Raw genomic sequence first — 24612 nt, forward strand, 5'->3', positions numbered from 1 at the left:
TAAAAATACTGGAAGGTTTTTATTTTGATTTCACTTTATATATTTAATAGTAATTTTTCAATTAGTGTTTTATAATAAAAATAATTAAAAAACGGAGATGTTGCCTATGGAACACATTCATGTTGAAGTAGATGAAATTCTGTTTTATAGATACGAAATAACAGTAGAAGAAGGAAGCTATCCTATGACGACAACTATTCATTACAAACACCATAGAAAGTTATTTGAAGCGACATTTAGAACTTATCGCGGGATGCAACATGTATCTTCAATCATACAAAAAGGAAATTCATATAAACCATCTAATGTTATAGAAGGCATTAAGTATATCGAGCCAAAAGTCCAGTGCTATGTCTATGATTCATCTGACGAAAAAGTAACCGTGTATAGTAACGTTGACCCTACTGTAAAGGAGTTGGACTAAGATAGATATTAAATTCGAATATAAATATATCGAAAATACGCTCGTTAATATGTATATGACAATTGATGGAGTAAATTATTATACGAGTTTTTCTGAAAACACTGTTTCTAAAAATAAAATTGAAATCGTATATGACTTAGCTTTTAGAGATATTCCGCAATATGAAGACGAAGAGTTTCAAAGTGTAGGTACATTTACGATTACGTTCGATATAAAAGAACACGATTTTATTATTGAATCGCACACTGAAATTGAGGAGGCGTCTGTCACGACGAATCGAAATTTAGAGAATGTATATTTTACGGCAGATGGAGACGTCGTTATATTCGTTCAAACAGAGGCGAAACCTGAGATGAAATTGAATTTATACTAAAAAATGTCTGACTCTTAATTGAGCCAGACATTTTTGTTTTAATCTTTCTTTAAAAACATCCGATTAAATATAGACGTCTTTCCAATCGGTAATTTTTCTTTTGAACATGCGTCTCTAACCAAATATTCTTTGTTGTTTAACGCATTATTAAATGTAACTTCATCGATCCAATTCGAATGTTTTTTTTCATCAAAACAATCTGGATGAATAATTTCTCTCGTTGAATTATCTATAATCACTCGCTCGGACTTGCTCGTCTTATCGACCACTGGGATAAATAAAATAATAACTGCAATTATTAATAAAACTATTGTACGTTTTTTCATCGGTTTAGAATTTATCCTCGATAAATAATATTGCTTGTTTCTGATGTTCGATTGCTTTAATTAAATGCTCAGCGAGTTTTGTCGTCGTAATTGCACCCACTCCACCTGGTACTGGCGTAATGTAACCTGCAACTTCTTTAACCTCGTCGTACGCAACATCTCCGACAAGTTTTCCTTCTTCGTTAAAGTTAATACCAACGTCGATAACGACAGCACCTGGTTTAACATGCTCTTTACGAATTAAATCTACTGCTCCAGCAGCACTCACAATAACATCTGCATTTTTACATTTGTCGACTAAGTCGTCTGTATATAAGTTACACGTCGTTACTGTTGCATCTCTATTCATCATGAGTAACGATAACGGCTTACCAACGACTGCACTTGCTCCGACTACTGTTACGTTTTTACCTTTTAAATCGAGGTTGTAGTAATCAAAGAACTCCATCACCGCTGCTGGCGTACATGGTTCTAAACGGTCATCTGCGTTCGTTAACACTTTACCTAAGTTCATAACTGTTAACCCATCGATATCTTTAAATGAACGCATTAACTGCGCAGCTCTCGTAATATTAATATGTTTTGGAAGTGGTTGTAATAAAAGAATACCGTGGATTGAAAAATCCCAGTTAATCTCTTTAAATTTATCTAAAAATTCCTGTTCAGAAATGTCTTCAGGAAAATGGAATTGTTTCGTTTCGATACCTAATTTTTGGAATTTTTTTACCGCTGCATTTTCGTAAGAAATTGAATCTTCAAGATCACCAACACGGACAAAAGCGACTGTCGGTGTAATCCCGTGATTGATAGATTCTTCAACTGCGTTTTTAATTTCTTCAGATAAATGTGCGGCTACTTTTTTGCCATCTAAAATTTCTGCCATTGTGTAACCCTCCATATTTTATGTTGAGATTATTATACCATAATGGAGTTTCGATAATAAAAAATAACCATATCAAATAGATATGGTTATTGAAAACAATTACTTATTTAGTTTCACGGTGAAGTGTAACTTTGTTTAATCTTGGGCTGTATTTTTTAAGCTCGATACGCTCAGGATTGTTTTTCTTGTTTTTCACTGTGTGGTAGTTACGGTCACCTGTTTCAGTACATTCTAAAATAACTTGTACGCGCATTATTGTCACCTCTTCAAATAAATTATCGTGTGATTTCTCTTCAACTGGCCAGTTGATCATCAACGGATGATTACGGTTTTTAATCACTTTATTAATATTACAGTAGACGCCCTAATAATTCAAGTAAATTTCACAAATTTATATTTGCTAAATCGTAGGCGTTACGATATACTAATTTAGAACAAAAACATTGGAGGGAATTATTTTGAAATTAAGAGCATTACTAATTTCATTCGTCGCTATACTTGTTCTCGCTGCTTGTAGTAATGACGCAGCTGACAACAAAGAAAGTGATAACACAGATAGCGACAACAAAAATCTTAAAGTGTATACTACAGTTTTTCCACTATATAGTATGACTAAAGAAATCGCAGGAGACACGATGGAAGTCGAATCGATTTACCCTAAAAACGTCAACATGCATAACTATGAACCGTCCCAAAAAGACATTCTAAACTATGCAAAAGGCGATCTTTTCATCTATACAAATCATGAATTAGACCCTGTAGCTAAAAAGATACATGAGACAATCGAAAACGACACTGAAGTGTTAGAAGCATTTAACAATGAAGAAGCATTCATCGAAGACGAACATCATCATGACCACGACCATGATCACGATCACGATGCAACTAAAGAAGAAGACGAACACGATCACGACCACGGACACGTTGCAACTGAAGAAGAAGATGAACATGATCACGACCACGGACACGATGCAACTAAAGAAGAAGATGAACATGATCATGACCACGACCACGATGCAACTGAAGAAGAAGATGAACATGATCACGACCACGGACACGATCATCACCACCACGGTGAGTTCGACCCACACGTTTGGTTAGATCCAGAACTAGCTACACAAATGGCAGAAAACATTAAAGACAAATTAGTTGAAATGAACCCAGACGAAAAAGAAACTTACGAGAAAAACTTTGAATCTTTAAAAGCTGACTTAGAAGAATTATCTAATTCTCTAGACGAAGCAATGAAAGATAAAAAACGTGATACAGTATATATTTCACATGAGTCTATCGGTTACTTAGCACACAAATACGACTTTAAACAAGTTGGTATTCACGGATTAAACGACGATGAACCATCACAAAAAGAACTTACTCATATGATTGAAGACATTAAAGAAACTAAAACTCCATACATTTTAAGAGAACAAAACGTTTCTTCACGTCTAACTGACATGATCGGAAAAGAGACAGATGTAGAATTCTTACCGTTCCACAACTTAGAAGCTTTAACTGATAACGATCCAGAAGACTCAACATATCAAAGTCTGATGAAAGAAAATATCGAAACACTTAAAAAAGCATTACAAGATTAAAAAAACACCCTTTGTTGACTTTTTAAAATCAACAAAGGGTATTTTTATGTGTGTAAAACGTATTATTGTTCCATTTCTAGGCGGATACGTTCTGTAAATTCTTGGATTTCTTTTACATCTTTTTTAACGACAAAGTATGCGACGACTAGTCCAATTCCAGTAAATAATGTCAGTACGAGTAATGTTTTAAATAAAAAACCGATTAATCCTTTAATTAAATCCACTTGTTATCCCTCCTGAATGATTCGAATCGCAGGTAAGTCTGCGGGTGCTAGTTCTATATTCCCGAGTTCACTACGTTTTAACCATCTTTTTTCAATATGTTCGTTTAATGTTAAATTTCCACGTACTACTTTTGAATAGTACGTCGTTAAATTAACGATTCCAAAATCATATTCATAACGCGTCGTTGTAATTTTATCGAGCACTTCGATTTCAGTATCCATTTCTTCTAACAACTCGCGTTTTAACGCTTCGATTTCATCCTCACCCGCTTCAACTTTTCCTCCTGGGAACTCCCAAAGGTTCGCGAGTGTTTTACCAGGAGGTCTTTTTGCGACGAGTATACGATCTAAATCGTCGACAATCACCGCTGCAACGACGTTAATTTCCTTTTTCATTTGACTTATCCTTTATATTGTAATGTATTTCTTCGAACCTGACTGTAAGTGGTACGAAGATAAACGTATAAACAAAAAACAGAAATAACACAATAATGATTCGTGTCGAATTTAATATCGGTAAATTCGGAACGATAAAAACGATTGAAATAATAAGTAAAGCGAGCGCAATATACTCAAATACGACAGATTTTGTCGATGGTTCTATATATTCTTTACAATTTGGACAGCGCGTTCTAGATCTCGGCTTAATCATATAGCCGAGCAACTTCTCTTTATATGTCCATTTATGATGGCAATTCGGACATACGGCCGTATGAAACTCTTTTTTTGCCACTTGAATCCCCCATTTTTTTACACTGTTTATGCTAATATAATAAGTATCATAGTTAAGGAGTGCTTATATTGAAAATCGAGTTACGCAAATCACTAAATACGATTCTTATCATTATTGCATTGGCTGTTATTTATAGATTCAGTTTGCCTTATTTACCTGGAGTTTTTAAATTCTCAGTACTCGTTTTATTCGTACTCATCGCTTTAATGTCGATTATGAGTGTGTTTAAACGAGAATACGATGAAAACCCGTTCGAACGAAAAAACAATGACGAGTAATTATTCGACTCTATCGCCTTGTTTAAGACTCTCAAAGTCTTTAAAACGAATGCGTATAGAGTCTTTATTTAATTCTTTGTCACTCATCACTTGAAAATGTAAGTGTGGCAATGTCGTCGCACCACTATTACCAACTTGCCCAACAAGTTCTCCAGTAACGACACTATCTCCAACGTCAACTTGTACACTATCCTTTTTTAAATGTGCAAGTAAACTATATTCTCCGTTTTCGTGCTCTATGATTACATAGTTTCCTGACGGCTCATCTTGATTCACGATACCAATTTGGTTATCTTTAACATCACGCTTAACATCGACGACTACTCCGTCTAGCGGTGCAAGTACATCACTTCCAAAGACGAAGTACGAATTTAAATCACCGGGATCACCGTTATGGTGATATAACTCAACCATATTCGTTAAATCATACGCATAGCGTTGATTCTCTGTTCTGTAATGATAGTTGTGAAACACGTCTGTACCACCTGCAGACACAACTGCTTCTTCTAGTGGTAGTGCATACTCATTTTTTGTCCAAACGTCATCCGTATCGTACTTTTCATTTAAGTAAAGTTCAATACCGATGATCTCGTTATCATCTGTAAACGCTGCAGTAAGACTATGTGTTTCATCATCATTGACATAAAAATATCGATTAAAATTCATCGTTAACTTATTGTGATATTTTTGATGAAGATCTCCCGCTTCACGATGAAAGATTTGTAACGATTCGACAAATCTTGATTCTTCAGTATTTTGTTTAAACGGTTCAAATGCTGTGTCATAGATTTCTTTAAACTTCTCACTATTAAAATATTCTACAAATGTATCTGGTGTTACCATGAAGTCACGTCCCTTTTTAATGATTTAATTTGTTTAACGTTTGTATTAACTCTTTAGACTGAAACTCGATAGATTGTAAATCGTTCGGTCTAAAATTATCGATATCCATAAATATCACTTGTTCGACATTTATGTCAAACGCTTTCGCAAGAGCCTCTTTTTTATTATCATTATTTAAGTCATCTGTCGCGACAAATAAATAATCGAGTTTCGCAGCACTGTAATCTTCAGTCTCGTATATTTTATAGTCATCACTTTCTAGTATACGTTTAATATACTTTGGTTGACTAAATCCTAGTACATCATATACTGCTTCAGTTCCAAAGCTTGAAAACTTCGGCCTTAAATAATACGTATCATCTTCATCGACAATTACTGCAGCATTCATATCGAGCACTTGTTGATTTAACTGACTACGAAGTGTAGACATTTTTTCTAAAAACTCATCCGCAATAAGTTTGGCTTCTTCTTCTTTATTTAACATGACACCTAAATAATAAAAATGCGTTAAATAAATTCGCTTTTTATATGGATTAAATGCGCTCGTAATATATCGCATTTCAATTGTTGGTGCGTAATCTCTATATGTCGCAGAATACTCATCCGGTGCATATGTGACGATTAAATCTGGATCTAATGACTCTACTGTTTCAAAATCACCAGGTTCAATAAAAGTCGCATCTAACTTCTCTTCTACTAACTCTGAACCTTTAAGCTGAGAGTTAACACCTACTGGCTCTACACCGAGCAGTTCAGCATTTAATGGGTCTGCTGCACGAAATAATACAGGTCGCTTAATTTCTTTATTTAGTTCTAAGTGTCCTGCTTGTTCAGTTGTAATGACACGTGTATTTTCGTCACTACTCACTTCCTGATATGTACTACAACCAGCTAATAGTATGGTTGCAGATAACGTCAATAATCTTTTTTTCATGATTTATCCCTACTAATATAATTGAATATAAAGTACTCGAGCTTTCTAAAAAAGTATGCGAGTATGATTCCGACTAACGTTCCCGTGACGTTTAAAATAACGTCGTCGATGTTCGTCGTACGTCCGATCGGTAATATATATTGAATCGTTTCAATAGATATTGAAAATAAGCATCCAAACATACTCGTCAACCATTCCTTTTTCGTCATTAAATAGACGAAAAATCCAAACGGCACAAATAATACGATATTCATAACTAAATTATTAAAAATCGCCTCATCTGTACCATAATCATACAGCTCTCTCATCGACTGAAACGGTACGACATTACTCGTATGTCCCTGTAAACTCGTCGGCATCATCGTAATTAATAGTATACCAATAACACTCATCATTATGCCGACAAACACCGTAAAATCTTTAAATTTATTATAATCATTTAACCGGTGATTGAACTTTCTATTGAAATAACTTGCAAATAAAAGCAATATGACAATACAAATGAAAAAAACCGGAATGACAGTCCAAAACGCTTTAATTAAAATCAATGTAACAAATCTCCAATTTTATTTATGGACTGACTATACCATATTATTTTGACATGAGTATATCAATTTAAAAAGAAAAGACATTGAGATAAATCTCAATGTCATTGTGTGTAAGTCATAGTTTATTTGCATATCATAGCACTTCACTCCTTTTTTGTATCATGTTTGTGATACTTTCTAACTTTCTAATTGATGTATTAAATATCCAATACATCGCTACTAATACAAAAAGCATAGAGAAGGTAGCCATTGCTATTTTAACTCCAAAATAATTTCCAATAATTCCACCAGTAAGAGCTCCTAAAGGAGCGAGTGTCGTAGAAATACCGATCATAGAACCCATAGCTACCCCTACTTTTTCTGGTGCTACAATTAATTGAACGATGGTTTGTGAAAACACATTTAATACTCCTACAATTAACCATCCAATAAAGAATAGAATCAATGAAGTAATTATATTTATTTGAGAATTACCACTGATGAATGTCATAGCGAACCATAATATTCCGATGCTCATAATTCCAATAATATAAAAATGACCTAACAAAACACTTTGTGATTTCTTTTTTCCGGCAATAATTGCACCAATTAACACCCCAAACCCCATAGTAGATAGTAAAAAACTATAGTGAATTTCATTTATAGCAAATACAGGAAGATTTGCAAAAATACCTGTTGATGCAAAGTTAATAAATATTACACCTACTAACAATGGAAATAAAGTTTCTTCTTTCCAGAGTGACAACCCATTCTTTAATTGTTTAAAATGGTTCACTAATTTAAATCGATTGCTTTTAGAACTAGTTTTTATATTTTGATTTAATTTTGAAATCAAGCTGCTTAACAATATAAACACGATCGTGTTAATTAAGAATGTCGCACTGTTGATGTAATACATAGTGAAAATTCCAAATATAGTAATTAAAAGCCCTGCAATCGCATTAAATAATGCATCACTACCCTGATACGCTGCTGTAAATAAAGAGTTTGCCTTAACCAATTCTTCTTCATTCAATAATTTAGGTAAAATCGAAACTTGCGCCGGATAAATAATTTGATTTATCAAACTTATAACAAACATAATAATAAATATATAAGACACTTTTAGAAGTTCTAGATGATTTAGTAATGGTATAAGTATTAATAATATCGCTTGAATAAATTGTGATCCAATTAAGTATCTTTTTAAGTTAATTTGATCGAGTAAAGGACTAAATAATACTTGTATAATAGCTGCTGATGAAGTAATAAATAATGCAAGACCAGTGTAAAGTGCTGATCCTGTCATCGAATAGACTAATAACATAGTTGCGATGCTATATAGACTGTCTCCAAAATTTGCTATAAGACGACCAACGAGTAAAATGTTAAAATCTTTATTTTTAATCATAACAAACTCTCCTTTAAGATTTTGAACGTTTAAATTTATTTGAATGTTAGGCTATAAAATTAACCCATGTATTGGGTTAACTTTCTAATACGATAAATTGGTGCACTCCATCATTACTACCGTACTTTTCTATCAATTGTTTAAATTCTTTAATGAACATGTCGTATTCATCTGCTTTAACTGAGAAATTCTCATGTGTTGTATCAGTAAATTGGCTAAATATATTAATATCTGGAATAAATGCTTTAGCAACTGGCAAATAAAATTTTTGAACAATCCCATTTACAACTTCCGTTTTTTCTACTTTAATAAACCCTCTCTTTTCCAACTCATTAAGATGGTAGTAGATCTTCGATCCCTTTTCATTCAATATTTTAGAAAGTTCTTGTCCTGATTTAGCCACGTTTCCAAGGGTTAGCAAAATATTAACTCTAAAAGGATCACTTAAAACTTTTAAATCCTCAATATTTTTAATACGATGTACTTCATCCATGTTTTCACCTAACATTCTATTTAATTTGAACGTTAAAATTATAATACACGACAAATTATAAATTGTCAACTCAATAATCCTTTCTTAACAAAAAAACTGTAGATCAAGTCGATATCCGACTTAATCTACAGTCTAAAATTCTGAGAATAACCTCAATCTCATTCTTTCCTCATTACTTGTTTATGGTACATTTCTTGGTATTTACCGCCGAGTTTTAGTAATTCCTCGTGATTACCCGATTCTACGATATTCCCTTTGTCTAATAATAGAATGTTGTTCGCATGTTGAATCGTTGATAATCGGTGTGCGATTATTACAGTCGTTCGATTTGAAGATACGACTTTCATTGCATTTTGTACGAGCTGCTCTGTTTCACTATCAACGTTAGACGTTGCTTCGTCTAGTATTAATAGTGTCGGTTTAAATGCTAATGCTCTCGCAAATGAAATGAGCTGACGTTCTCCAAGTGATAATGTCGAACCACTTTCAATAAGTTCTTCATGAATCCCGTTTTCAAAGCGTTCTAAAATCATTTCTCCACCGACAGAGATTAAAGCATCGATCGCTTCTTCTTCTGTAATATCTTCACTACCAAGACGAATATTATAAAGAAGTGTTCCGTTATAGATGTACGGATCTTGTAAAACGATTGCCATGTGGCTTCTCATCGATTGTTTGTTCAATGTTTTTGTGTCGACACCGTCAAACAGTATTTCTCCACTATCCGGATCATAAAACCTCATCAGTAAGTTGATAATTGAACTTTTACCGGATCCCGTATGCCCAACGAGTGCGAGCGTTTCATTTTCTTTTACTTTAAAGTTAATGTTGTTTAACACTCGGTGTCCTTTATCGTATGAGAAATTGACGTCGTTAAATTCAATATTCCCTTTAAACGTTTGAAGCTCTTGATGGTCTTCTTGTTCTTCTTCCTCATCGATTAATTCGAACACTTTATTTGTCGCGACACGCGCTTGTTCGATAATATCAAACACACCGATAATTGCATATAAAGGCATCATAATTTTCCCAGCGTAGTCGATCATTAAGTACATCGAACCGACAGACCATGCTGTGTTTTGAAATACAAACATATAACTGAATACGAAAACTAAAATCATGAGTACAACACTACGTAAAGACTCGATTAAATTCGTATTCGTCAGTGCGTTTAACCTTGAAAGTCGTACTGAACTTTTGTAGTAATCTTCGTTTAGTTTAGAAAACTCGTTAAACACTTTTTCTTCTTTGTTAAATGCTTGAATGACACTCATACCGCTAATAGATTCATTAATAGACGCGTTCATTTCACTATTTCGTTCACGTTTTGTCATGTTAAATTTGTTAGACGCTTTTCGGTATAAGTATAACCATAAAAATAGAAACGGTAATACGAGTATCATTAACAATCCTGCATACACGTTTACAAAGAACGATGCAATAACGACCCCTAAAATCGTAAATACACTCGTAATGACTTGAGTGAGAACTGACGTAAATACATTTAGTATCGTTTCTGTGTCGTTTGTGATTCTCGCAACTACTTTACCTGCTGGTAAGTTATCAAAGTAACGTACCGGTAATTTTTGAACATGTCTAAAGACTTTAAGTCGAATCGATTGGATGACTTTACTTCCTGCTTTTAACGTAATTATACGCGAGAAATACCCAATCAGTCCGTTAGTCACTTGGACTATTAAGTATATGAAAAGCATAATGACTAAGCCTTTAACAACGACATTCTCTTTTACTAAGTAATTATCTAAAATAATTTTTAATAAAAATGGCCCGAGTAAGTTTAACCCAACCGCGATTAAGTTAAGGACGATTCCAAAGAGAAGGAGTGAACGGTGACCAGCTGTAAATTCATATAATCTTTTAAGTTGGTTCAACGTTTTCACCTCCATGTTTAAAGTACTCGTGTTGTGTTTTGTACCATCCGTCCGTTTCTATTAACTCTTTATGTGTACCAGACTGAACGATTGCTCCGTCATCGATAACGATAATTTGATCTGCATGTTCCACTGCAGATAATCTATGCGTAATGATAATCGTTGTTTTATCTTTACGTGTTTTCTTTAACGCATCGATAATATGTTGTTCAGTATTTGCGTCTACTGCACTTAAAGCATCATCTAAAATGAGTATCTCAGGATTTTTAATTAAGCTTCTCGCAATCGATATACGCTGCTTTTGACCGCCAGATAATGCGATACCCTTTTCTCCGACTTTCGTTTCTAAGCCGTGCTTCATATTGTTTAAGTCATTGACTAGCGCACTATTTTGAATTGCGCGCTGCAGTTCTTCTTCTGTTGCATTTTCTTTACCAAATAAAATGTTTTCTCGAACTGTTTTACTAAATAAGAAGTTTTCTTGCGGAACATAGCCAATTAAATCTCTCAGTTCTTTTTTATTAATATTTTGAATCGGTTTTCCATCGATAATAAATTGACCATTACCTTCAGAATAGTACTTTAAGAACTGTTTAATAAACGTCGTTTTACCGCTTCCCGTTTTACCGACGATACCGAGTGTCTCTCCTTTTTTAAGTTCGAGAACAATACCTTTTAAATTCTCACGACTCGATGTCGGATATGTGAATGAGTAGTCGTCAAATGAGATGTTGTTGTTTTGAACACTTTCACCTGAGACTAACACATCATCTTCTTCGTTCAGTAAGTCTTCAATTCGGTTGAGTGATGCACGACCTCTTTCTGTAGTGTCTAACATAATTCCGAATGCGAACATCGGCCAAATCATCATATTTAAATAAATATTAAACGTTATAAACTCACCGAGTGTGATCGTTCCGTTATTGATAAAAAACGCACCGGCAATAAATGAGATGATAAATGACGTTGCAACGACTAACGTCGTAATTGGCTCAAAAAGTGCTTCTAATTTCGCAACTTTCATAATGCGATCAATATAATTAGAAGTCATTGATTTAAAACGATTATACTCCGGATTTTCTTGTACATAACTTCTCGTTACTCTAACACCTTCAACAACCTCTAATACGTTGTTGTTCATTTTTCCGAATGATTCTTGTGCTTTCATATGGTGTTCCATAATCTTTTTACCGATTTTTACTTCCGTCACAATTAGTAGTGGTAACGGAAGTAAAGCAATAATTGTTAACACCGGATTAACGACAATCATCATTGTAACTAATATTATTGTCCCATAAATTAACGTATCGATAATCGTGATAATACCGAATGTCGTTCCCATCGTCACACTGCGTAAATCATTCGTAATGCGCGCCATTAAGTCTCCCGTACTATTTCTTTCATAGAATGATGGGGACATCGCTAAATACTTACGGACTAAACGCTTACGTAAAATCGCATCAATATCATAACCAGACTGCATGATATAATACGTACTTATGTATGTCAGTATATAAATCAATAGAATCGCAGAGAAGAATATACCGATAATAACTTTCATCGATTCTAACGTCATTGACCCCGCTGTAATAAGGTCGATTGTTTTACCGATAAGTAGCGGAGGTAAAATTTCTAAAATGTTTAAAATTAATGCAGATGCTAATATAATGAGTAATTTGAGCTTATGTTTTCGAAAATACCATCTGATTTTCTTTAAAAATGTAAGCATCTTGTGTTCCTTTCTTTTTGATCTTTATATACAAAAATCGGAGGGTAATTACCCTCCGTTAAATGATTAATTATATATTACGATTTTTAAAATAATTATTCAATAATTATTATTCGCCACGTGCTGCACTATCTGTAATTAAAATAACGTTGTCGTGGTTGTGAAGAACTGATACCGGGATGTCTTCTGTAATTTCTCCACTGATGAATAAATCACGTGCATTTTTCTTATTGTCACCAGAAATTAAAAGAATGATTGTTTTTGCTTTCATAATCGTTTGAAGCCCCATCGATACCGCTTCAGTTGGAACGTCTTCAATCGATTCAAAGAATCTTGAATTATCTTCGATCGTTTCATCTGTTAACTGTACTTTATGTGTGAGTGAATTAAAATCTGTTCCTGGTTCGTTAAACGCAATATGACCATTTCTTCCGATACCGAGTACTTGAATATCGATACCTACTTCGTCAATAAGCGCTTCATAGTCTTCCACTTCTTTTTGTAAATCTTCTGCAACACCATCTAAAATATGAATGTTTTCTTGTGGGATATCTAACTTACTAAAGAAATGTTGTTCCATGAAATAATGATAACTTTGGTCGTTTGACTCATCTAATCCGACATATTCATCTAAGTTAAATGTCGTTAGTTCTGACAGATCTAAATTTGCTTCGTTAATTTTTTTTGCTAACGCATCATACATACCCTCAGGCGTTGACCCTGTCGCAAGGCCTAATGAAAATTGTTTCGATTCTTTTAATGCGTCGAAAATAATTGTTGCCGCTTCGTTACTCATGTCTTCATAAGTATTTGCTTTAATTTCTTTAAAATTTGTCATTGTGTGCCTCCAATTGAAACTCGATGTATGCAAGCTAATTGCATACGATACTTAAGTGTCTTTAAGACTTTTAAGTATTTTAATATTATATTCTTTTTTAATTTCTCTGTAAAACAATAACTATAGAAGTTCGTAAATTAAAATAAACACGAGTATAAATGATACTGCTAGTGATAAGACTCCATATATAGACAACCATAGTGGATGACGATAATGTCCAACGATATCAGAGCGTCTTGAAGCATGTAATATCCCACCGAGAATAACTGGTAATATTAATCCATTTAAAATTGTTGTAATCTGAAGTAACACAACCTCTTCGCCCTTTAGTAAAAAGATGAACCAACTCGTTAAAACGAGCATGAGTAATACGACATCGATATATTTTTTAATAATATCATTAACTGATTTAATAAATGTTCCTGTCGTATACGCGACACTCACAATAGACGTTAATGATGCACATATAAATAATATCCCTAAAGCGTAGCTACCAAGACCACCAAACACTTCTGAAAAAGCACTTTCTAATAAGTTATCTTTAAATAAAATGATGTTACTTCTAGATAACCCGAGTATTGTAAAGAATAATAGTAAGCGTGTCACTGTAACGATAATCACACTATAAACAGCAGATCGAGTGACTGCTGTTTTATACTTTTCACCGGTAATTTCTACATCAATTAAACGATGTGCACCAGCAAAACTAATATATCCACCAATCGATAGGGCAACCATCATCGCAATTGTCGTCACAATATCGTAATCAATCATCGGTAGGACCGTTTTTGCAAGTGTGACATCATACGGTACATCTGTTGCTGTAAATGCGTACGCAAGTAGAATTATTGCGATAATAAAACTTAACATCACTCCGATAAACGTTTCTAACGTAATACGATTTCTATTTAATAAATAAAATAAAATCGCAATCATAAGCCCAATGGATGCGCCGAGTTTTATATCGACATTAAATAATAAACTAATTCCAATTCCTAAACCCGAAATATTAATGATATTAAACGCGATTCCTCCAAGTAAGACAACGACAGACATAAACGTCCCAAAATTCGGGATAATTTTATTGATGACTAAATGTGCCGGCGTTTTTGCGACAGTGAGTATTCGCCATATGTTCATTTGTATGCCAAGTTCAATAATTCCAGTGATTATAATGACGAACGCAAGTCGCTCAAAAAATTGAACAGTTAAGTCTGCTGTTGATATTAAAAACAAAGGGCCAATTGAAGCACTGGCCATTAAAAATACCGCACTAAAGATTTTATTTCTCTCTAATCTTCTTTCGTTCATGACCTTCACCTCAATTCGCCCATTTAATTAGTACATTGGTTTTATTACGTCATTCAATTGTTTTGTAATAGAAAATTTACGTGCGCCGAATTTTAAAAGTGTTGAAACAGAATGTGTTTCTAACACTGATGAAATAACGACTTCTGAACGCGACTCCACTGGAACGATATTAATCATCGTTTTGATAATATAATCGTAACCAAAGATCGTAAATTCTAATCTTCTATTTTCGACATATTTATCAATCTTTCCTTTATAGTCAGTTCCATTATATGTGAGTACAAACGGAGTTCCTTCATCTCTCACATTTTCACTATTTGTCTCATAGAAAATACGTGATAGACCATTAATATTATTTTTAAACCACTGATCAGAATTTAAAAACTCAAACACTGTTTCTGGTAATAACTCTACTTCCTTATTATGAAAATATAATTGTAGTTCCATCGTTCTCTCCTTAAATTATAAAGTTACCGAGCACGTCGTTTACATCGTGGACAACGACAAACGCTGATTCATCATACTTTTTAATGACACGTTTTAAACGTCCGAGCTGGTTCTTGTTAATAACAACGTATAATACATCTTTGTTTTCTTGTGTATAGTATCCGCGACCATGCATAATTGTTACACCACGTTTAATATCATTCGCCACGTGTTCAGCGAGCAACTCTGGTTTTGTTGAAATAATCGTCACTGCTTTTTTCGGATTCATACCTTCAATGATAAAGTCCATTACTTTTGTTGCGATGTATAAAGCAATGACTGTCAGTAACACACGTTCTAATGGAACGACTGTTAAACCGATCGTCACAATGATTAAATCAAAGAATAGTAATGCATATGACACGTTAACATCTAAGTATTTGTTTGCAATACGCGCTAAAATTGTCGTTCCAGCAGTCGTCGAACCGACTCTAAATATTAAACCTATTCCCATACCGATTAAAATACCACCAAACACCATGTTTACGATGATATTCTCAAAATTGATTTGCCAATCTTCAGTTATCCATAACATGATTGACGTCATCGGTATTGTAAATATTGTATAATACATTGCTCTACGAGATAAAAACTTAAAGCCGATAGCTAATATCACAACGTTAATGAGTAAGTTCGTAAGGGCAGTAGACCAACCAAATGCATAGTAAAGTATGATTGATATACCGATAACCCCACCCTCAGCAAGGTGACCACCGATCATGAATGTGTTAATCCCAATCGCAAAGACAAAAGAGCCGACGATGATAACAAACGCATTGATTAGCGTTTGAACAGTCCAATTTTTATTAAACGAAAGTTTTCGCTTATTAAAGTTTTCAACTTTTTTTCTGTTTTTTGCTATCATTTAATCGACTCCTTTTATTTTATATAACACTTTAATTTTATAAGATTTAATACGTTAATTCAATGACAGAACAGGATTAGATTCAATCAATCAACAATAGAAAGGATGAAATGAATGAAATCAATGACTCCGTTTTTAATGTTTGAAGGTCGAGCAGAAGAAGCAATTCAGTTTTACCAATCAGTTTTTAAAGATGTAGAGGTCGTTTTCATTAATTATTTTGAAAGTGGAGAAATGAAAGGCAAAGTGATGCAAAGCTTGATTACAATAAATGGTAATCCAGTCATTTTAAACGATGCTGATGTATCCGAAGCATCAAAATTTACACCGAGTATGAGTTTCTTTATTGAGTGTGATTCTATGGACGAATTAATTACGATTTATGAAAAAATAAAATCTAAAGGATCTATATTAATGCCATTAGAGGACTATGGTTTCAGCAGACAGTTTGCATGGGTGACAGATCCATTTGGTGTATCTTGGCAATTAAACTTAATATAAAAATAAAAAACCGAAGTCTATTGACTTCGGTTTTAATCTATTTGTGTTCATAAAAATACGAATTAACCAAGTAATTTTGAGAAAATATTTGTAGATTTACGACTATTTCTTCTTTGTTTAATTGTTTTGTTGTTCAGAGCTTCTGCTTTAAACTCCTTGATACGTTGTTCAACTGGAATAATTTGAGTGCTATACAATGTTTTTTCCTCCTGTAATTTTTAATTTATTTCATGTGCTTGTTTTCTTTACTATGTACAGTATAGGCTTTATATCAACGTTTATCAAGGATTTAGCACGCTATTTTTTAAAGTTTATATATTGATAATTTTCAGTTATTTTAAATTAAACAATTAATATATGAAATATATTTTCTAAATATTTAAATTCCGAACCCATTTATACATATGAATGAATAAAAATACTAATGGTAACGGTTTACAGTCGTTTTTATAAGTTTTTAGATAATTAACACACATAAAAATTACAAATTACACTGAAATTTTGGTGTAATTTGTATTCGTTTTCCTAAATTTTGCATAAAAAATGAATGTGCTTTCACACATTCATTTCTTTTAGTTTTTATTCTTATTTTTAAATATCGCTGTACTGACGACGTGTGGAACCTCGTAAATATCTCCTTCAACGGACTTTTTTAACGTATCATTAATTTCTTTTAGTACAGACTCTTTACGGTGATCACTAAATCTTGAAAGCCATGATGACGTTCCAATACGTTTCAACCATTCTTCGTCCGTGAATTTTATTTTATAATCCTTTTTGAAAAGATTTGTTAAGTCGAATTTATGGTAATTAAAGTCACTGAACCATTCTACTGGGAAACTGTTGATCATTTGTATTGAATATTTTTTTGATCCTGCAGGTTCTAATTGGTTGTATTTTGCATTTGCACGAATGATTTTCATCGTTTCTTTCATCATTGAGTTATTTACTCTAAACCCTAAATCTGAAATTATCATCATACCGTTTGGTTTTAATAGACGTTTCACTTCTTTTACCGCTTCATTTGAATCAAAATACTGCCATGCACGTAATGCAAAAATAATGTCATAATCGTTTTCTCTTAAATGCGTGTTTTCTGCAAATCCGTCATGGAATTTAACGTTGTCACCACGCGTATAATCGATTCCCATTTTTCTAAATATTTCACTCGGCTCTAATGCGTCTACTGTCGCACCTTCGTCAGACAACATTTTAGATAAAAATCCAGGCCCTGCACCGAGGTCTAATATTTTCTTACCTTTAAATTCTATACCGAGTTGTTTTATGCCATCTAATAATTCTTTTGGTATGTCGTTACGACTTTTAAAGTATTCTTCTTCAAATGTTTTTAGTTTATAATCCATGTCCTATCCGTCCTTTTCTATCAAACTATTTAATTGTATTCTATACGTAAATAACGGTATGATAAATAAATAATTGTTTTTTAATTAATATGGAGTGAATATTTTATGTCTAAACCATTACTCGCAATTACACTCATAGCGTTGATGATTTTATTATTTTACTGGGGAGTGACGTTTGTCGTACCGAGTTTCGGTTTCCCAAGAATCGTTGCATTATCTATTATATTAGGAAGTGTGGCAGGTTTCTACATATATACTATTATTGATAATAATTATCTCGATTAAAAATATATGGAGGGGAAATTATGACACAAACGAACGAAAAGCCAGATTATCGTTTAATTATCATTTTAATTAGTGGTGCGTTTATCGCATTTTTATCAAATACATTTTTAAACGTCGCATTACCATCGATTAAAAATGACTTTGGCATTTCAACGAGTAGCGTTCAGTGGGTATCGACGTCTTATATGCTCGTTGCTGGAATCATCATTCCGATGACCGCCTATTTTATGAACCGCTTTAGCGCGAAGAAAATATTTTTAAGTTCAATGGGATTATTTTTAATCGGGACTTCACTTGCAGGATTTTCAGTGACATTTCCGATGCTCATCGCAGGACGTATGATCCAAGCGACAGGTTCTTCAATACTTATGCCACTTCTAATGAATACTTTAATTAGAAGTTACCCACCTGAAAAACGTGGAACAGCTATGGGGATGTTCAGTTTAGTCATGTTCTTCGCCCCTGCAATTGGTCCGACGCTATCAGGTGTCATCATTCAACGTTATGACTGGCATGTTTTATTTTTAATGATGATACCGATCTTAATCATACTTTTAATTTCTGGTTTTGTTTTACTACCTAACGTTTTACTAAACAAAAATGCTGTTATGGACGTTCCATCTGTTATAATGTCAACGATTGGATTCGGTGCATTATTATATGGACTTGTATCAGCTGGAGATCATAAATTACTTTCTATACAAACATTTGGTCCAATTATCATTGGTGTTGTTGTCATTTACTTTTACGTGATGCGACAAATGAAATTAGACGTTCCGATGTTAAACTTTAGAGTATATAAATATCGTATGTATTTACTCGGAACGATCATTAGTGCTGCAACGAATATGGGACTATTTGCAGGTATGATTTTAGTCCCAATCTTTTTACAAGATATACAACATCGTTCGCCACTTGAAACAGGATTGCTCATGTTACCGGGTGCGTTAATTTTAGGTTTACTCTCTCCGGTATCTGGTAAGCTATTTGATATGTACGGTCCTAAAGGAATGGCAATTATCGGTTTAACCCTTGCGACTGTAACGACAGCATTTTTAGGTCGACTTACTGTGGATACGAGTTTCTCATACATTTTAACGATTTACGTCATTCGTGCATTCGGTATGACACTCGTTAACACGCCGGTTATGACAAACGGGATGAACGACCTGCCCCGTGATTTAACACCGGACGGCTCTTCACTCAACTCTATGCAAAACCAAGTGTCTGGAGCTGTTGGTATCGCCTTACTAATTTCTGTTATGCAAGGATATATTAATTTTAATTTAAATAAACTGGACGTTGTGACACCTGAAATTGAAAATCAGGTTACAATTGAAGGTATTAACTTAGCATTTAACGTCGGTGCTGTATTTATGGGAATAGGGCTCATCACTGCGTTTTTCTTAAAACGTGTGACGAGTGAAGATATGATGAAAAACGCAACGTACGCTGCACGTCCTGTTGACGAAGGACGAAAAAAAATCCGTAAAGAAGATTAATCTTCTTTACGGATTTTTTATTTTTGGGCGATACGTTTAACAATTTCTATAATCGTTTCTGTCGCTTTTTCTAAATCATTGACTGACGTAAACTCGTATCTACCGTGCATGTTTTCAGTTCCTGTAAATATGTTTGGCGTTGGAAGTCCCATAAAGGATAGCTGAGAACCATCTGTTCCTCCGCGTACTGGTTGAATGACAGGCGTGATACCGAGTGATTTCATTGCTTCTTGAGCAATTTCTACGATATAAAACTTAGGCTCAATTTTCTCTTTCATATTATAATATTGATCTTCAAGTTCTAATCTTACGTTTTGTGGACCATACGTATCTTGATATTTCTCTACAATTTTCTTCATCGTTTCTTTGCGATTTTCAAAATTATCTCTATCAAAGTCACGAATAATATACTCTAATTCAGTTTCGTCTGTTGAACCGTTAATTGTGAGTAAATGGAAAAATCCTTCATACCCTTCACTACATTCTGGAGTATCTTCAGGGTCGAACTCTAAAGCAAATTTAGAAGCGATTGTTAAACTATTGATCATTTTATCTTTCGCAGTACCTGGGTGAATGTTTTTACCTTTAATAATTACTTTCGCACCGGCAGCGTTAAAGCTTTCGTATTGAAGTTCACCAACTGGCCCACCGTCAATTGTATATGCAAAGTCTGCATTAAATTTCTCGACGTCAAACTTATGAGGTCCACGACCTATTTCTTCATCTGGCGTAAATGCAATACGGATATCACCGTGCTCGATATCGCTATTTAAAATCGCTTCAGCGGCAGTGACGATTGCAGTAATACCTGCTTTGTCGTCTCCACCTAAAAGCGTTGTGCCGTCTGTTGTAATCAGTGTATGTCCAATATAATTGTTTAAGTTCGGGAACTCTTTTACAGTCATAACGATATCTTGTGATTTGTTTAAAATGATGTCGCCACCTTTATACTGAACGACTTGTGGGTTAACATTTGTTCCTGTAAAGTCTGTCGCTGTATCAACGTGTGCTAAAAAACCAACTGTTTCAGCATCGACATTACCAGGTATTGTTGCAAATAAATACCCATTATCGTCGAGAGTAATATCAGATAAACCAATTTCTTCTAACTCTTCTTTTAACATATGTAAAAGATCCCACTGCTTACTTGTAGAAGGCGTCGTTTTACTTGAAGCGTCGGACTGAGTGTCTACTTTTGCATATCTAATGAGTCTTTCTGTAAGTTGTTCTTTCATAGTAATCTCCCTTATCCATGTAATTTATCGAAAATTAAAATCCAGAATCACGTGTTAACTTATTTTTTTCGTTATACCTTTCAATACTTAAATCGATTAATCGGTCGAGTAATTCACTATACGGTATACCGCTTTGTTCCATTAGTTTTGGATACATTGAAATCGATGTAAATCCAGGTAACGTGTTGACTTCGTTTACAATCACTTCTCCATCTTCAGTTAAAAATACGTCTACACGTGCATATCCTAAAGAGTCTAAAGTGCGGTAAGTATTTTCTGCGACTTCTTGAATTTTTTTCGTTTCGTCCTCTGTCAGTTTAGCAGGAATGATTAGCGTCGCACCGTCATCTGTTAAGTATTTTGATTCGTAATCGTAAAAGTCAACGTTTGAAACAATTTCACCTGGAATCGATACTATTAACTCGTCATTGCCAAGGACAGACACTTCGATTTCACGACCGACAATCGCCGTTTCTATGAGTACTTTATCGTCAAATTTAAATGCGTCGTTTAAAGCATGATTAAACTCGTCTTCATTCTCTACTTTACTCACACCGACTGAAGAACCTTGGTTCGCAGGTTTTATAAACATCGGTAAACCGAGTGCTTCCTCAATTAAGTTAAAATCGACGACATCCTTTTCATAAGAATGAACGACGATTCCGTTTGCCACTTGAATATGATGGTAATCGAGTAACCTTTTTGTCACGTCTTTGTCCATAGCGACTGCGCTACCTTTCGTATCACAGCCGACATAAGCGACGTTCGCACATTCAAGTAATCCTTGAACGTTGCCATCTTCACCATATGTACCATGCAGTACTGAGAAGATTGAATCGAGTTGAATTTCGCGAGACTCCGTCTCAAATTGATTACCCGGAATCACTTTCATCGTTTCTTTTTCGTCGACTAATGTTAAGTCGATTTCTGTTAAATCTGTTGTAGTGACCCACTCGCCGGTTTTTAGTACGTGAATTAAACGTACGTTATATTTTTCTTTATCGAGCGCATCTAACACACTTTTCGCTGAACGAAGTGATACTTCATACTCCGTTGATTTTCCACCGTATATTAACCCAATATTTAATTTATTCATATGATTCGTCCTTTTTCATAAATTCGTTTTTATTTTATCATATTCATTATTTATAAATCATTCTTTTTAAGTGTCGTAATTTTATTATGTTATAATTTTGATAATCTTATTTAAGGGCTGGTGCTATATGAAGCGATTCTTTTCATATTATAAACCGTACAAGACGCTGTTTATGATTGATTTTTCATCAGCAGTGTTTGTCGGATTATTAGAGTTACTTTTCCCACTCATCGTCAGTGGTTTTATAGATAATTTACTGCCGACAGGTAACTTTAAAATTATATTACTCGCAACAGTTGGATTACTCGCTGTATACATACTCAATACGTTTTTACAGTATGTCGTGACGTATTACGGACATCTACTCGGTACAAATATTGAACGAGATATCCGTAACGACTTATATAGTCACATTCAATATTTATCGTACAGATATTTTGACAATACAAAAACAGGTAAGTTGTTAACACGTTTAACAAACGATCTCATGAATATCGGTGAGATAGCACACCACGGGCCAGAAGACTTATTTATTGCCGTGATGACACTACTCGGTGCATTTGGAATTATGTTCTGGATTAACCCTGAACTTGCTGTCATTTCATTTGTGATCGTACCGCTGATTTTAATCATCGCTATTTATTTCAACAAAAAGATGACAGTTGCGTTTAGAGAATTATTCGGACGTGTCTCTGAATTCAACCATTTAATTGAAGATAAAATCGGTGGAATTCGCCTCGTTCAAGCATTCGCTCGTGAGGAAGATGAAATTAAAGCATTTAAAGCAATTAACTCACGCTTTAGAGCGACAAAACTTAAAGCATATAAAATCATGGCGTTAAACAACTCAATTTCATATATGCTCATGCGTTTTGTGACAGTATTCATCTTAATTGCGGGTGCGTACTTCGTATTAAACGATAAAATCTCTTACGGGGATTTCGCTGCGTTTATTTTAATTTCAAATATATTATTTAAACCACTCGAAAAAATTAACGCCGTCATCGAATTATATCCAAATGGTATTGCTGGATTTAAACACTTTACTGAAACGATGGCCGTCGAATCAGAAATTAAAGAAGTTGAAAATCCAATAGCGCTTGAAAATCCTAAAGGCGAAATCGTCTACCAAAACGTCTCATTCTCATATGAGGATAAAAAAATCTTAAACGACTTATCGTTTAACGTAACTCCTGGAGAAACTGTCGCACTTGTCGGGCCAAGTGGTGCAGGTAAAACGACAATTACGAGTTTACTTCCGAGATTTTATGAAGTGTCTGACGGTGCAATTACGATAGACGGCACGAACATTAAGGAATACTCATTAAAATCACTTAGAGAAAACATCGGTATCGTTCAACAAGATGTATTTCTATTCTCAGGAACGTTAAGAGAAAACGTCGCATATGGTAAACCTGATGCGACCGATGAAGAAATATACGATGCGCTTGAAAAAGCACAGTTAAAAGATCTTGTCGATAGTTATGCTAAAGGCTTAGACACAGTCGTCGGTGAACGCGGCGTGAAATTATCTGGTGGACAAAAACAAAGAATTTCGATTGCACGTATGTTCTTAAAAAATCCACCGATTCTAATACTAGACGAAGCGACAAGTGCATTAGATACTGAAACAGAGCGAGAAATACAATCCGCGTTAAACCGACTCGCAGTCGGTCGTACGACTTTAGTTATCGCTCATCGACTTGCGACAATTAAAAACGCAGATCGTATTTTAGTTGTGACACCAAACGGTATTGAAGAATCCGGATCACACGAAGAATTACTAGAAAATAGCGAAGGTCTTTACCGAGCGTTACACGATGCACAATTTGCAGCATTATAAACACAAAATAACCATCCTTTTTAATATAAAAGGATAGTTATTTTTATAGCCAAATTGTTTTTTCTTGTTTATCAGTACGTTTTCTAAGAAGTTCTTTTGCGTTGTCGTTTTCTCCAAAGAAAATTGCGCCTACAACTTCTTCGTCTTCCTCTATACCTAGTGCTGACTTTACTTCTGTAGCATTATAAACTGGCCCAGTCTTCCAAATAGAATCGATGCCCATACTCGTCGCTTGAATAAGCATATTTTGAATTGCTGCACCGACCGCTAAAATGTCTTCTTCGTATTTACCGCGTGTCTTATTTTTATTTTTACTATAGACCGCTAAAATAACAGTTGGAGCAACCATCGTTTTACTGACCATTTTAACTTTCATACGCTCAAATTCTTCTTCACTAATGTCACGGTTTTTTTGGAATTCCATTGCCGCATCATAAAACTGCTGCATGTTTTCTCCTTGCATGACAATAAACTTCCAAGGTTCAGTAATGTGATGGTTCGGCGCTTGGATTGCAGCCTCTATAATCGTTTCAACCGCTTCTTTAGAAATCGGTTCTGTTTTCTTAAATATCTTCGTACTTTTTCTATTTAAAATTGGTTCAATTACGCTCATTGGTCATT

Annotated in this window: 30 protein-coding genes; 8 read left to right on the forward strand and 22 right to left on the reverse strand. The window is 34.3% G+C overall.

Annotated features, from left to right (window positions below; all coding sequences use genetic code 11):
- The first annotated feature begins 106 nt into the window (after positions 1-106).
- Complete coding sequence (locus HMPREF2767_RS07645; RefSeq protein ID WP_070623648.1) at positions 107-424, forward strand: hypothetical protein; 318 nt, start codon at positions 107-109, stop codon at positions 422-424.
- A 49-nt stretch (positions 425-473) separates the two neighbouring features.
- The gene (locus HMPREF2767_RS07650; RefSeq protein WP_070623651.1) at positions 474-797 is read left to right on the forward strand and encodes a hypothetical protein; all 324 of its coding nucleotides are present in this window, start codon (positions 474-476) and stop codon (positions 795-797) included.
- A 38-nt stretch (positions 798-835) separates the two neighbouring features.
- Here HMPREF2767_RS07650 and HMPREF2767_RS07655 read toward each other — a convergent pair whose 3' ends face one another.
- The 3 genes from HMPREF2767_RS07655 to rpmG form a co-directional block, all read right to left on the reverse strand.
- Positions 836-1123 carry a hypothetical protein gene (locus HMPREF2767_RS07655; protein WP_070623654.1) on the reverse strand — a complete coding sequence of 96 codons (288 nt, stop codon included), beginning with the start codon at positions 1121-1123 and terminating at the stop codon, positions 836-838.
- A gap of 4 nt (positions 1124-1127) precedes the next feature.
- Positions 1128-2006, reverse strand: a complete 879-nt coding sequence (locus HMPREF2767_RS07660) for a bifunctional 5,10-methylenetetrahydrofolate dehydrogenase/5,10-methenyltetrahydrofolate cyclohydrolase (RefSeq protein ID WP_070623655.1) — start codon at positions 2004-2006, stop codon at positions 1128-1130.
- Between the two features lie 103 nt (positions 2007-2109).
- Positions 2110-2259: a 50S ribosomal protein L33 gene (rpmG, locus tag HMPREF2767_RS07665; protein ID WP_040929001.1), complete on the reverse strand. Its 150-nt coding sequence runs from the start codon at positions 2257-2259 to the stop codon at positions 2110-2112.
- Positions 2260-2464: 205 nt separating this feature from the next.
- Here rpmG and HMPREF2767_RS07670 point away from each other — a divergent pair, with 205 nt between their 5' ends.
- Positions 2465-3601, forward strand: a complete 1137-nt coding sequence (locus HMPREF2767_RS07670; protein ID WP_070623656.1) for a metal ABC transporter solute-binding protein, Zn/Mn family — start codon at positions 2465-2467, stop codon at positions 3599-3601.
- 62 nt (positions 3602-3663) lie between these two features.
- Here HMPREF2767_RS07670 and HMPREF2767_RS08780 read toward each other — a convergent pair whose 3' ends face one another.
- The 3 genes from HMPREF2767_RS08780 to HMPREF2767_RS07680 are packed head-to-tail and all read right to left on the reverse strand — an operon-like array spanning position 3664 to position 4558.
- Positions 3664-3825: a hypothetical protein gene (locus HMPREF2767_RS08780; protein WP_155974675.1), complete on the reverse strand. Its 162-nt coding sequence runs from the start codon at positions 3823-3825 to the stop codon at positions 3664-3666.
- Positions 3826-3828: 3 nt separating this feature from the next.
- Positions 3829-4221: a (deoxy)nucleoside triphosphate pyrophosphohydrolase gene (locus tag HMPREF2767_RS07675; protein ID WP_040929003.1), complete on the reverse strand. Its 393-nt coding sequence runs from the start codon at positions 4219-4221 to the stop codon at positions 3829-3831.
- Positions 4205-4558, reverse strand: coding sequence for a TIGR04104 family putative zinc finger protein (locus HMPREF2767_RS07680; protein ID WP_168162129.1), 354 nt, complete (start codon positions 4556-4558; stop codon positions 4205-4207). The genes HMPREF2767_RS07675 and HMPREF2767_RS07680 overlap by 17 nt, the downstream gene beginning before the upstream one ends.
- Before the next feature lie 68 nt (positions 4559-4626).
- Between HMPREF2767_RS07680 and HMPREF2767_RS07685 the strand changes: the two genes are divergently transcribed.
- Positions 4627-4836: a hypothetical protein gene (locus HMPREF2767_RS07685; RefSeq protein ID WP_070458481.1), complete on the forward strand. Its 210-nt coding sequence runs from the start codon at positions 4627-4629 to the stop codon at positions 4834-4836.
- Here the strand turns inward: HMPREF2767_RS07685 and HMPREF2767_RS07690 are convergent, their stop codons facing one another.
- The 11 genes from HMPREF2767_RS07690 to HMPREF2767_RS07740 all read right to left on the reverse strand — a co-directional run bounded on the left by HMPREF2767_RS07690 (position 4837) and on the right by HMPREF2767_RS07740 (position 16165).
- Positions 4837-5679 (reverse strand): M23 family metallopeptidase, encoded by an 843-nt coding sequence (locus tag HMPREF2767_RS07690; protein ID WP_070623657.1) that lies wholly within the window; start codon positions 5677-5679, stop codon positions 4837-4839.
- A gap of 16 nt (positions 5680-5695) precedes the next feature.
- A complete protein-coding gene (locus HMPREF2767_RS07695; protein ID WP_070623658.1) occupies positions 5696-6613 on the reverse strand; it encodes an ABC transporter substrate-binding protein in 918 nt (305 codons plus the stop codon).
- The gene (locus HMPREF2767_RS07700) at positions 6610-7161 is read right to left on the reverse strand and encodes a VanZ family protein (protein ID WP_083302086.1); all 552 of its coding nucleotides are present in this window, start codon (positions 7159-7161) and stop codon (positions 6610-6612) included. Before HMPREF2767_RS07700 ends, HMPREF2767_RS07695 begins: the two co-directional genes overlap by 4 nt.
- A gap of 133 nt (positions 7162-7294) precedes the next feature.
- A complete protein-coding gene (locus HMPREF2767_RS07705) occupies positions 7295-8551 on the reverse strand; it encodes an MFS transporter (protein ID WP_068129559.1) in 1257 nt (418 codons plus the stop codon).
- A 76-nt stretch (positions 8552-8627) separates the two neighbouring features.
- Positions 8628-9044: a winged helix-turn-helix domain-containing protein gene (locus HMPREF2767_RS07710; RefSeq protein ID WP_068129561.1), complete on the reverse strand. Its 417-nt coding sequence runs from the start codon at positions 9042-9044 to the stop codon at positions 8628-8630.
- A gap of 158 nt (positions 9045-9202) precedes the next feature.
- On the reverse strand, positions 9203-10936 hold the full coding sequence (locus tag HMPREF2767_RS07715) for an ABC transporter ATP-binding protein (protein ID WP_070623661.1): 1734 nt from the start codon (positions 10934-10936) through the stop codon (positions 9203-9205).
- A complete protein-coding gene (locus HMPREF2767_RS07720) occupies positions 10923-12665 on the reverse strand; it encodes an ABC transporter ATP-binding protein (protein WP_070623664.1) in 1743 nt (580 codons plus the stop codon). The genes HMPREF2767_RS07715 and HMPREF2767_RS07720 overlap by 14 nt, the downstream gene beginning before the upstream one ends.
- A 109-nt stretch (positions 12666-12774) precedes the next feature.
- A complete protein-coding gene (gene nagB / locus HMPREF2767_RS07725) occupies positions 12775-13503 on the reverse strand; it encodes a glucosamine-6-phosphate deaminase (RefSeq protein ID WP_070623667.1) in 729 nt (242 codons plus the stop codon).
- A 120-nt stretch (positions 13504-13623) separates the two neighbouring features.
- Positions 13624-14814 (reverse strand): NRAMP family divalent metal transporter, encoded by a 1191-nt coding sequence (locus HMPREF2767_RS07730; RefSeq protein ID WP_070623670.1) that lies wholly within the window; start codon positions 14812-14814, stop codon positions 13624-13626.
- A 27-nt stretch (positions 14815-14841) separates the two neighbouring features.
- A complete protein-coding gene (locus tag HMPREF2767_RS07735) occupies positions 14842-15261 on the reverse strand; it encodes a hypothetical protein (RefSeq protein ID WP_070623673.1) in 420 nt (139 codons plus the stop codon).
- A 10-nt stretch (positions 15262-15271) separates the two neighbouring features.
- A complete protein-coding gene (locus HMPREF2767_RS07740) occupies positions 15272-16165 on the reverse strand; it encodes a YitT family protein (RefSeq protein WP_083302088.1) in 894 nt (297 codons plus the stop codon).
- 114 nt (positions 16166-16279) lie between these two features.
- Between HMPREF2767_RS07740 and HMPREF2767_RS07745 the strand changes: the two genes are divergently transcribed.
- Positions 16280-16666: a VOC family protein gene (locus HMPREF2767_RS07745; RefSeq protein ID WP_070623676.1), complete on the forward strand. Its 387-nt coding sequence runs from the start codon at positions 16280-16282 to the stop codon at positions 16664-16666.
- A gap of 62 nt (positions 16667-16728) precedes the next feature.
- On the opposite strand, the gene HMPREF2767_RS08910 is transcribed toward HMPREF2767_RS07745, so the two are convergent.
- Positions 16729-16863, reverse strand: coding sequence for a hypothetical protein (locus HMPREF2767_RS08910; RefSeq protein WP_256374324.1), 135 nt, complete (start codon positions 16861-16863; stop codon positions 16729-16731).
- A 375-nt stretch (positions 16864-17238) separates the two neighbouring features.
- The gene (locus HMPREF2767_RS07750; RefSeq protein ID WP_070623679.1) at positions 17239-18030 is read right to left on the reverse strand and encodes a class I SAM-dependent methyltransferase; all 792 of its coding nucleotides are present in this window, start codon (positions 18028-18030) and stop codon (positions 17239-17241) included.
- Between the two features lie 105 nt (positions 18031-18135).
- On the opposite strand from HMPREF2767_RS07750, the gene HMPREF2767_RS07755 reads away from it, so the two are divergent.
- Both HMPREF2767_RS07755 and HMPREF2767_RS07760 read left to right on the forward strand, forming a co-directional pair.
- Positions 18136-18315 carry a hypothetical protein gene (locus tag HMPREF2767_RS07755; RefSeq protein ID WP_040929018.1) on the forward strand — a complete coding sequence of 60 codons (180 nt, stop codon included), beginning with the start codon at positions 18136-18138 and terminating at the stop codon, positions 18313-18315.
- Between the two features lie 20 nt (positions 18316-18335).
- The gene (locus tag HMPREF2767_RS07760) at positions 18336-19817 is read left to right on the forward strand and encodes an MDR family MFS transporter (protein WP_148129008.1); all 1482 of its coding nucleotides are present in this window, start codon (positions 18336-18338) and stop codon (positions 19815-19817) included.
- A gap of 17 nt (positions 19818-19834) precedes the next feature.
- Here the strand turns inward: HMPREF2767_RS07760 and pepT are convergent, their stop codons facing one another.
- Together pepT and HMPREF2767_RS07770 are read right to left on the reverse strand one after the other, a co-directional pair.
- Positions 19835-21052, reverse strand: coding sequence for a peptidase T (gene pepT / locus HMPREF2767_RS07765; RefSeq protein ID WP_070623685.1), 1218 nt, complete (start codon positions 21050-21052; stop codon positions 19835-19837).
- Between the two features lie 34 nt (positions 21053-21086).
- The gene (locus HMPREF2767_RS07770) at positions 21087-22148 is read right to left on the reverse strand and encodes a D-alanine--D-alanine ligase family protein (protein ID WP_070623688.1); all 1062 of its coding nucleotides are present in this window, start codon (positions 22146-22148) and stop codon (positions 21087-21089) included.
- 127 nt (positions 22149-22275) lie between these two features.
- Between HMPREF2767_RS07770 and HMPREF2767_RS07775 the strand changes: the two genes are divergently transcribed.
- The gene (locus HMPREF2767_RS07775) at positions 22276-23991 is read left to right on the forward strand and encodes an ABC transporter ATP-binding protein (RefSeq protein WP_070623691.1); all 1716 of its coding nucleotides are present in this window, start codon (positions 22276-22278) and stop codon (positions 23989-23991) included.
- Between the two features lie 43 nt (positions 23992-24034).
- Here HMPREF2767_RS07775 and HMPREF2767_RS07780 read toward each other — a convergent pair whose 3' ends face one another.
- Complete coding sequence (locus tag HMPREF2767_RS07780) at positions 24035-24604, reverse strand: nitroreductase family protein (RefSeq protein WP_068131115.1); 570 nt, start codon at positions 24602-24604, stop codon at positions 24035-24037.
- Between the last annotated feature and the right edge of the window lie 8 nt (positions 24605-24612).

It is taken from the genome of Nosocomiicoccus sp. HMSC067E10, assembly GCF_001810835.1.
GTDB lineage: Bacteria > Bacillota > Bacilli > Staphylococcales > Salinicoccaceae > Nosocomiicoccus > Nosocomiicoccus ampullae_A.

Excerpts from the sequence above, each read along its gene's own strand:
- HMPREF2767_RS07645 (WP_070623648.1), top strand. The coding sequence starts at position 107 with ATGGAACACATTCATGTTGAAGTAGATGAAATTCTGTTTTATAGATAC.
- HMPREF2767_RS07650 (WP_070623651.1), top strand. The coding sequence starts at position 474 with ATGTATATGACAATTGATGGAGTAAATTATTATACGAGTTTTTCTGAA.
- HMPREF2767_RS07655 (WP_070623654.1), bottom strand. The coding sequence starts at position 1,123 with ATGAAAAAACGTACAATAGTTTTATTAATAATTGCAGTTATTATTTTA.
- HMPREF2767_RS07660 (WP_070623655.1), bottom strand. The coding sequence starts at position 2,006 with ATGGCAGAAATTTTAGATGGCAAAAAAGTAGCCGCACATTTATCTGAA.
- rpmG (WP_040929001.1), bottom strand. The coding sequence starts at position 2,259 with ATGCGCGTACAAGTTATTTTAGAATGTACTGAAACAGGTGACCGTAAC.
- HMPREF2767_RS07675 (WP_040929003.1), bottom strand. The coding sequence starts at position 4,221 with ATGAAAAAGGAAATTAACGTCGTTGCAGCGGTGATTGTCGACGATTTA.
- HMPREF2767_RS07690 (WP_070623657.1), bottom strand. The coding sequence starts at position 5,679 with ATGGTAACACCAGATACATTTGTAGAATATTTTAATAGTGAGAAGTTT.
- HMPREF2767_RS07695 (WP_070623658.1), bottom strand. The coding sequence starts at position 6,613 with ATGAAAAAAAGATTATTGACGTTATCTGCAACCATACTATTAGCTGGT.
- HMPREF2767_RS07705 (WP_068129559.1), bottom strand. The coding sequence starts at position 8,551 with ATGATTAAAAATAAAGATTTTAACATTTTACTCGTTGGTCGTCTTATA.
- HMPREF2767_RS07710 (WP_068129561.1), bottom strand. The coding sequence starts at position 9,044 with ATGGATGAAGTACATCGTATTAAAAATATTGAGGATTTAAAAGTTTTA.
- HMPREF2767_RS07720 (WP_070623664.1), bottom strand. The coding sequence starts at position 12,665 with ATGCTTACATTTTTAAAGAAAATCAGATGGTATTTTCGAAAACATAAG.
- nagB (WP_070623667.1), bottom strand. The coding sequence starts at position 13,503 with ATGACAAATTTTAAAGAAATTAAAGCAAATACTTATGAAGACATGAGT.
- HMPREF2767_RS07730 (WP_070623670.1), bottom strand. The coding sequence starts at position 14,814 with ATGAACGAAAGAAGATTAGAGAGAAATAAAATCTTTAGTGCGGTATTT.
- HMPREF2767_RS07735 (WP_070623673.1), bottom strand. The coding sequence starts at position 15,261 with ATGGAACTACAATTATATTTTCATAATAAGGAAGTAGAGTTATTACCA.
- HMPREF2767_RS07740 (WP_083302088.1), bottom strand. The coding sequence starts at position 16,165 with ATGATAGCAAAAAACAGAAAAAAAGTTGAAAACTTTAATAAGCGAAAA.
- HMPREF2767_RS07745 (WP_070623676.1), top strand. The coding sequence starts at position 16,280 with ATGAAATCAATGACTCCGTTTTTAATGTTTGAAGGTCGAGCAGAAGAA.
- HMPREF2767_RS07750 (WP_070623679.1), bottom strand. The coding sequence starts at position 18,030 with ATGGATTATAAACTAAAAACATTTGAAGAAGAATACTTTAAAAGTCGT.
- HMPREF2767_RS07755 (WP_040929018.1), top strand. The coding sequence starts at position 18,136 with ATGTCTAAACCATTACTCGCAATTACACTCATAGCGTTGATGATTTTA.
- HMPREF2767_RS07760 (WP_148129008.1), top strand. The coding sequence starts at position 18,336 with ATGACACAAACGAACGAAAAGCCAGATTATCGTTTAATTATCATTTTA.
- pepT (WP_070623685.1), bottom strand. The coding sequence starts at position 21,052 with ATGAAAGAACAACTTACAGAAAGACTCATTAGATATGCAAAAGTAGAC.
- HMPREF2767_RS07770 (WP_070623688.1), bottom strand. The coding sequence starts at position 22,148 with ATGAATAAATTAAATATTGGGTTAATATACGGTGGAAAATCAACGGAG.
- HMPREF2767_RS07775 (WP_070623691.1), top strand. The coding sequence starts at position 22,276 with ATGAAGCGATTCTTTTCATATTATAAACCGTACAAGACGCTGTTTATG.
- HMPREF2767_RS07780 (WP_068131115.1), bottom strand. The coding sequence starts at position 24,604 with ATGAGCGTAATTGAACCAATTTTAAATAGAAAAAGTACGAAGATATTT.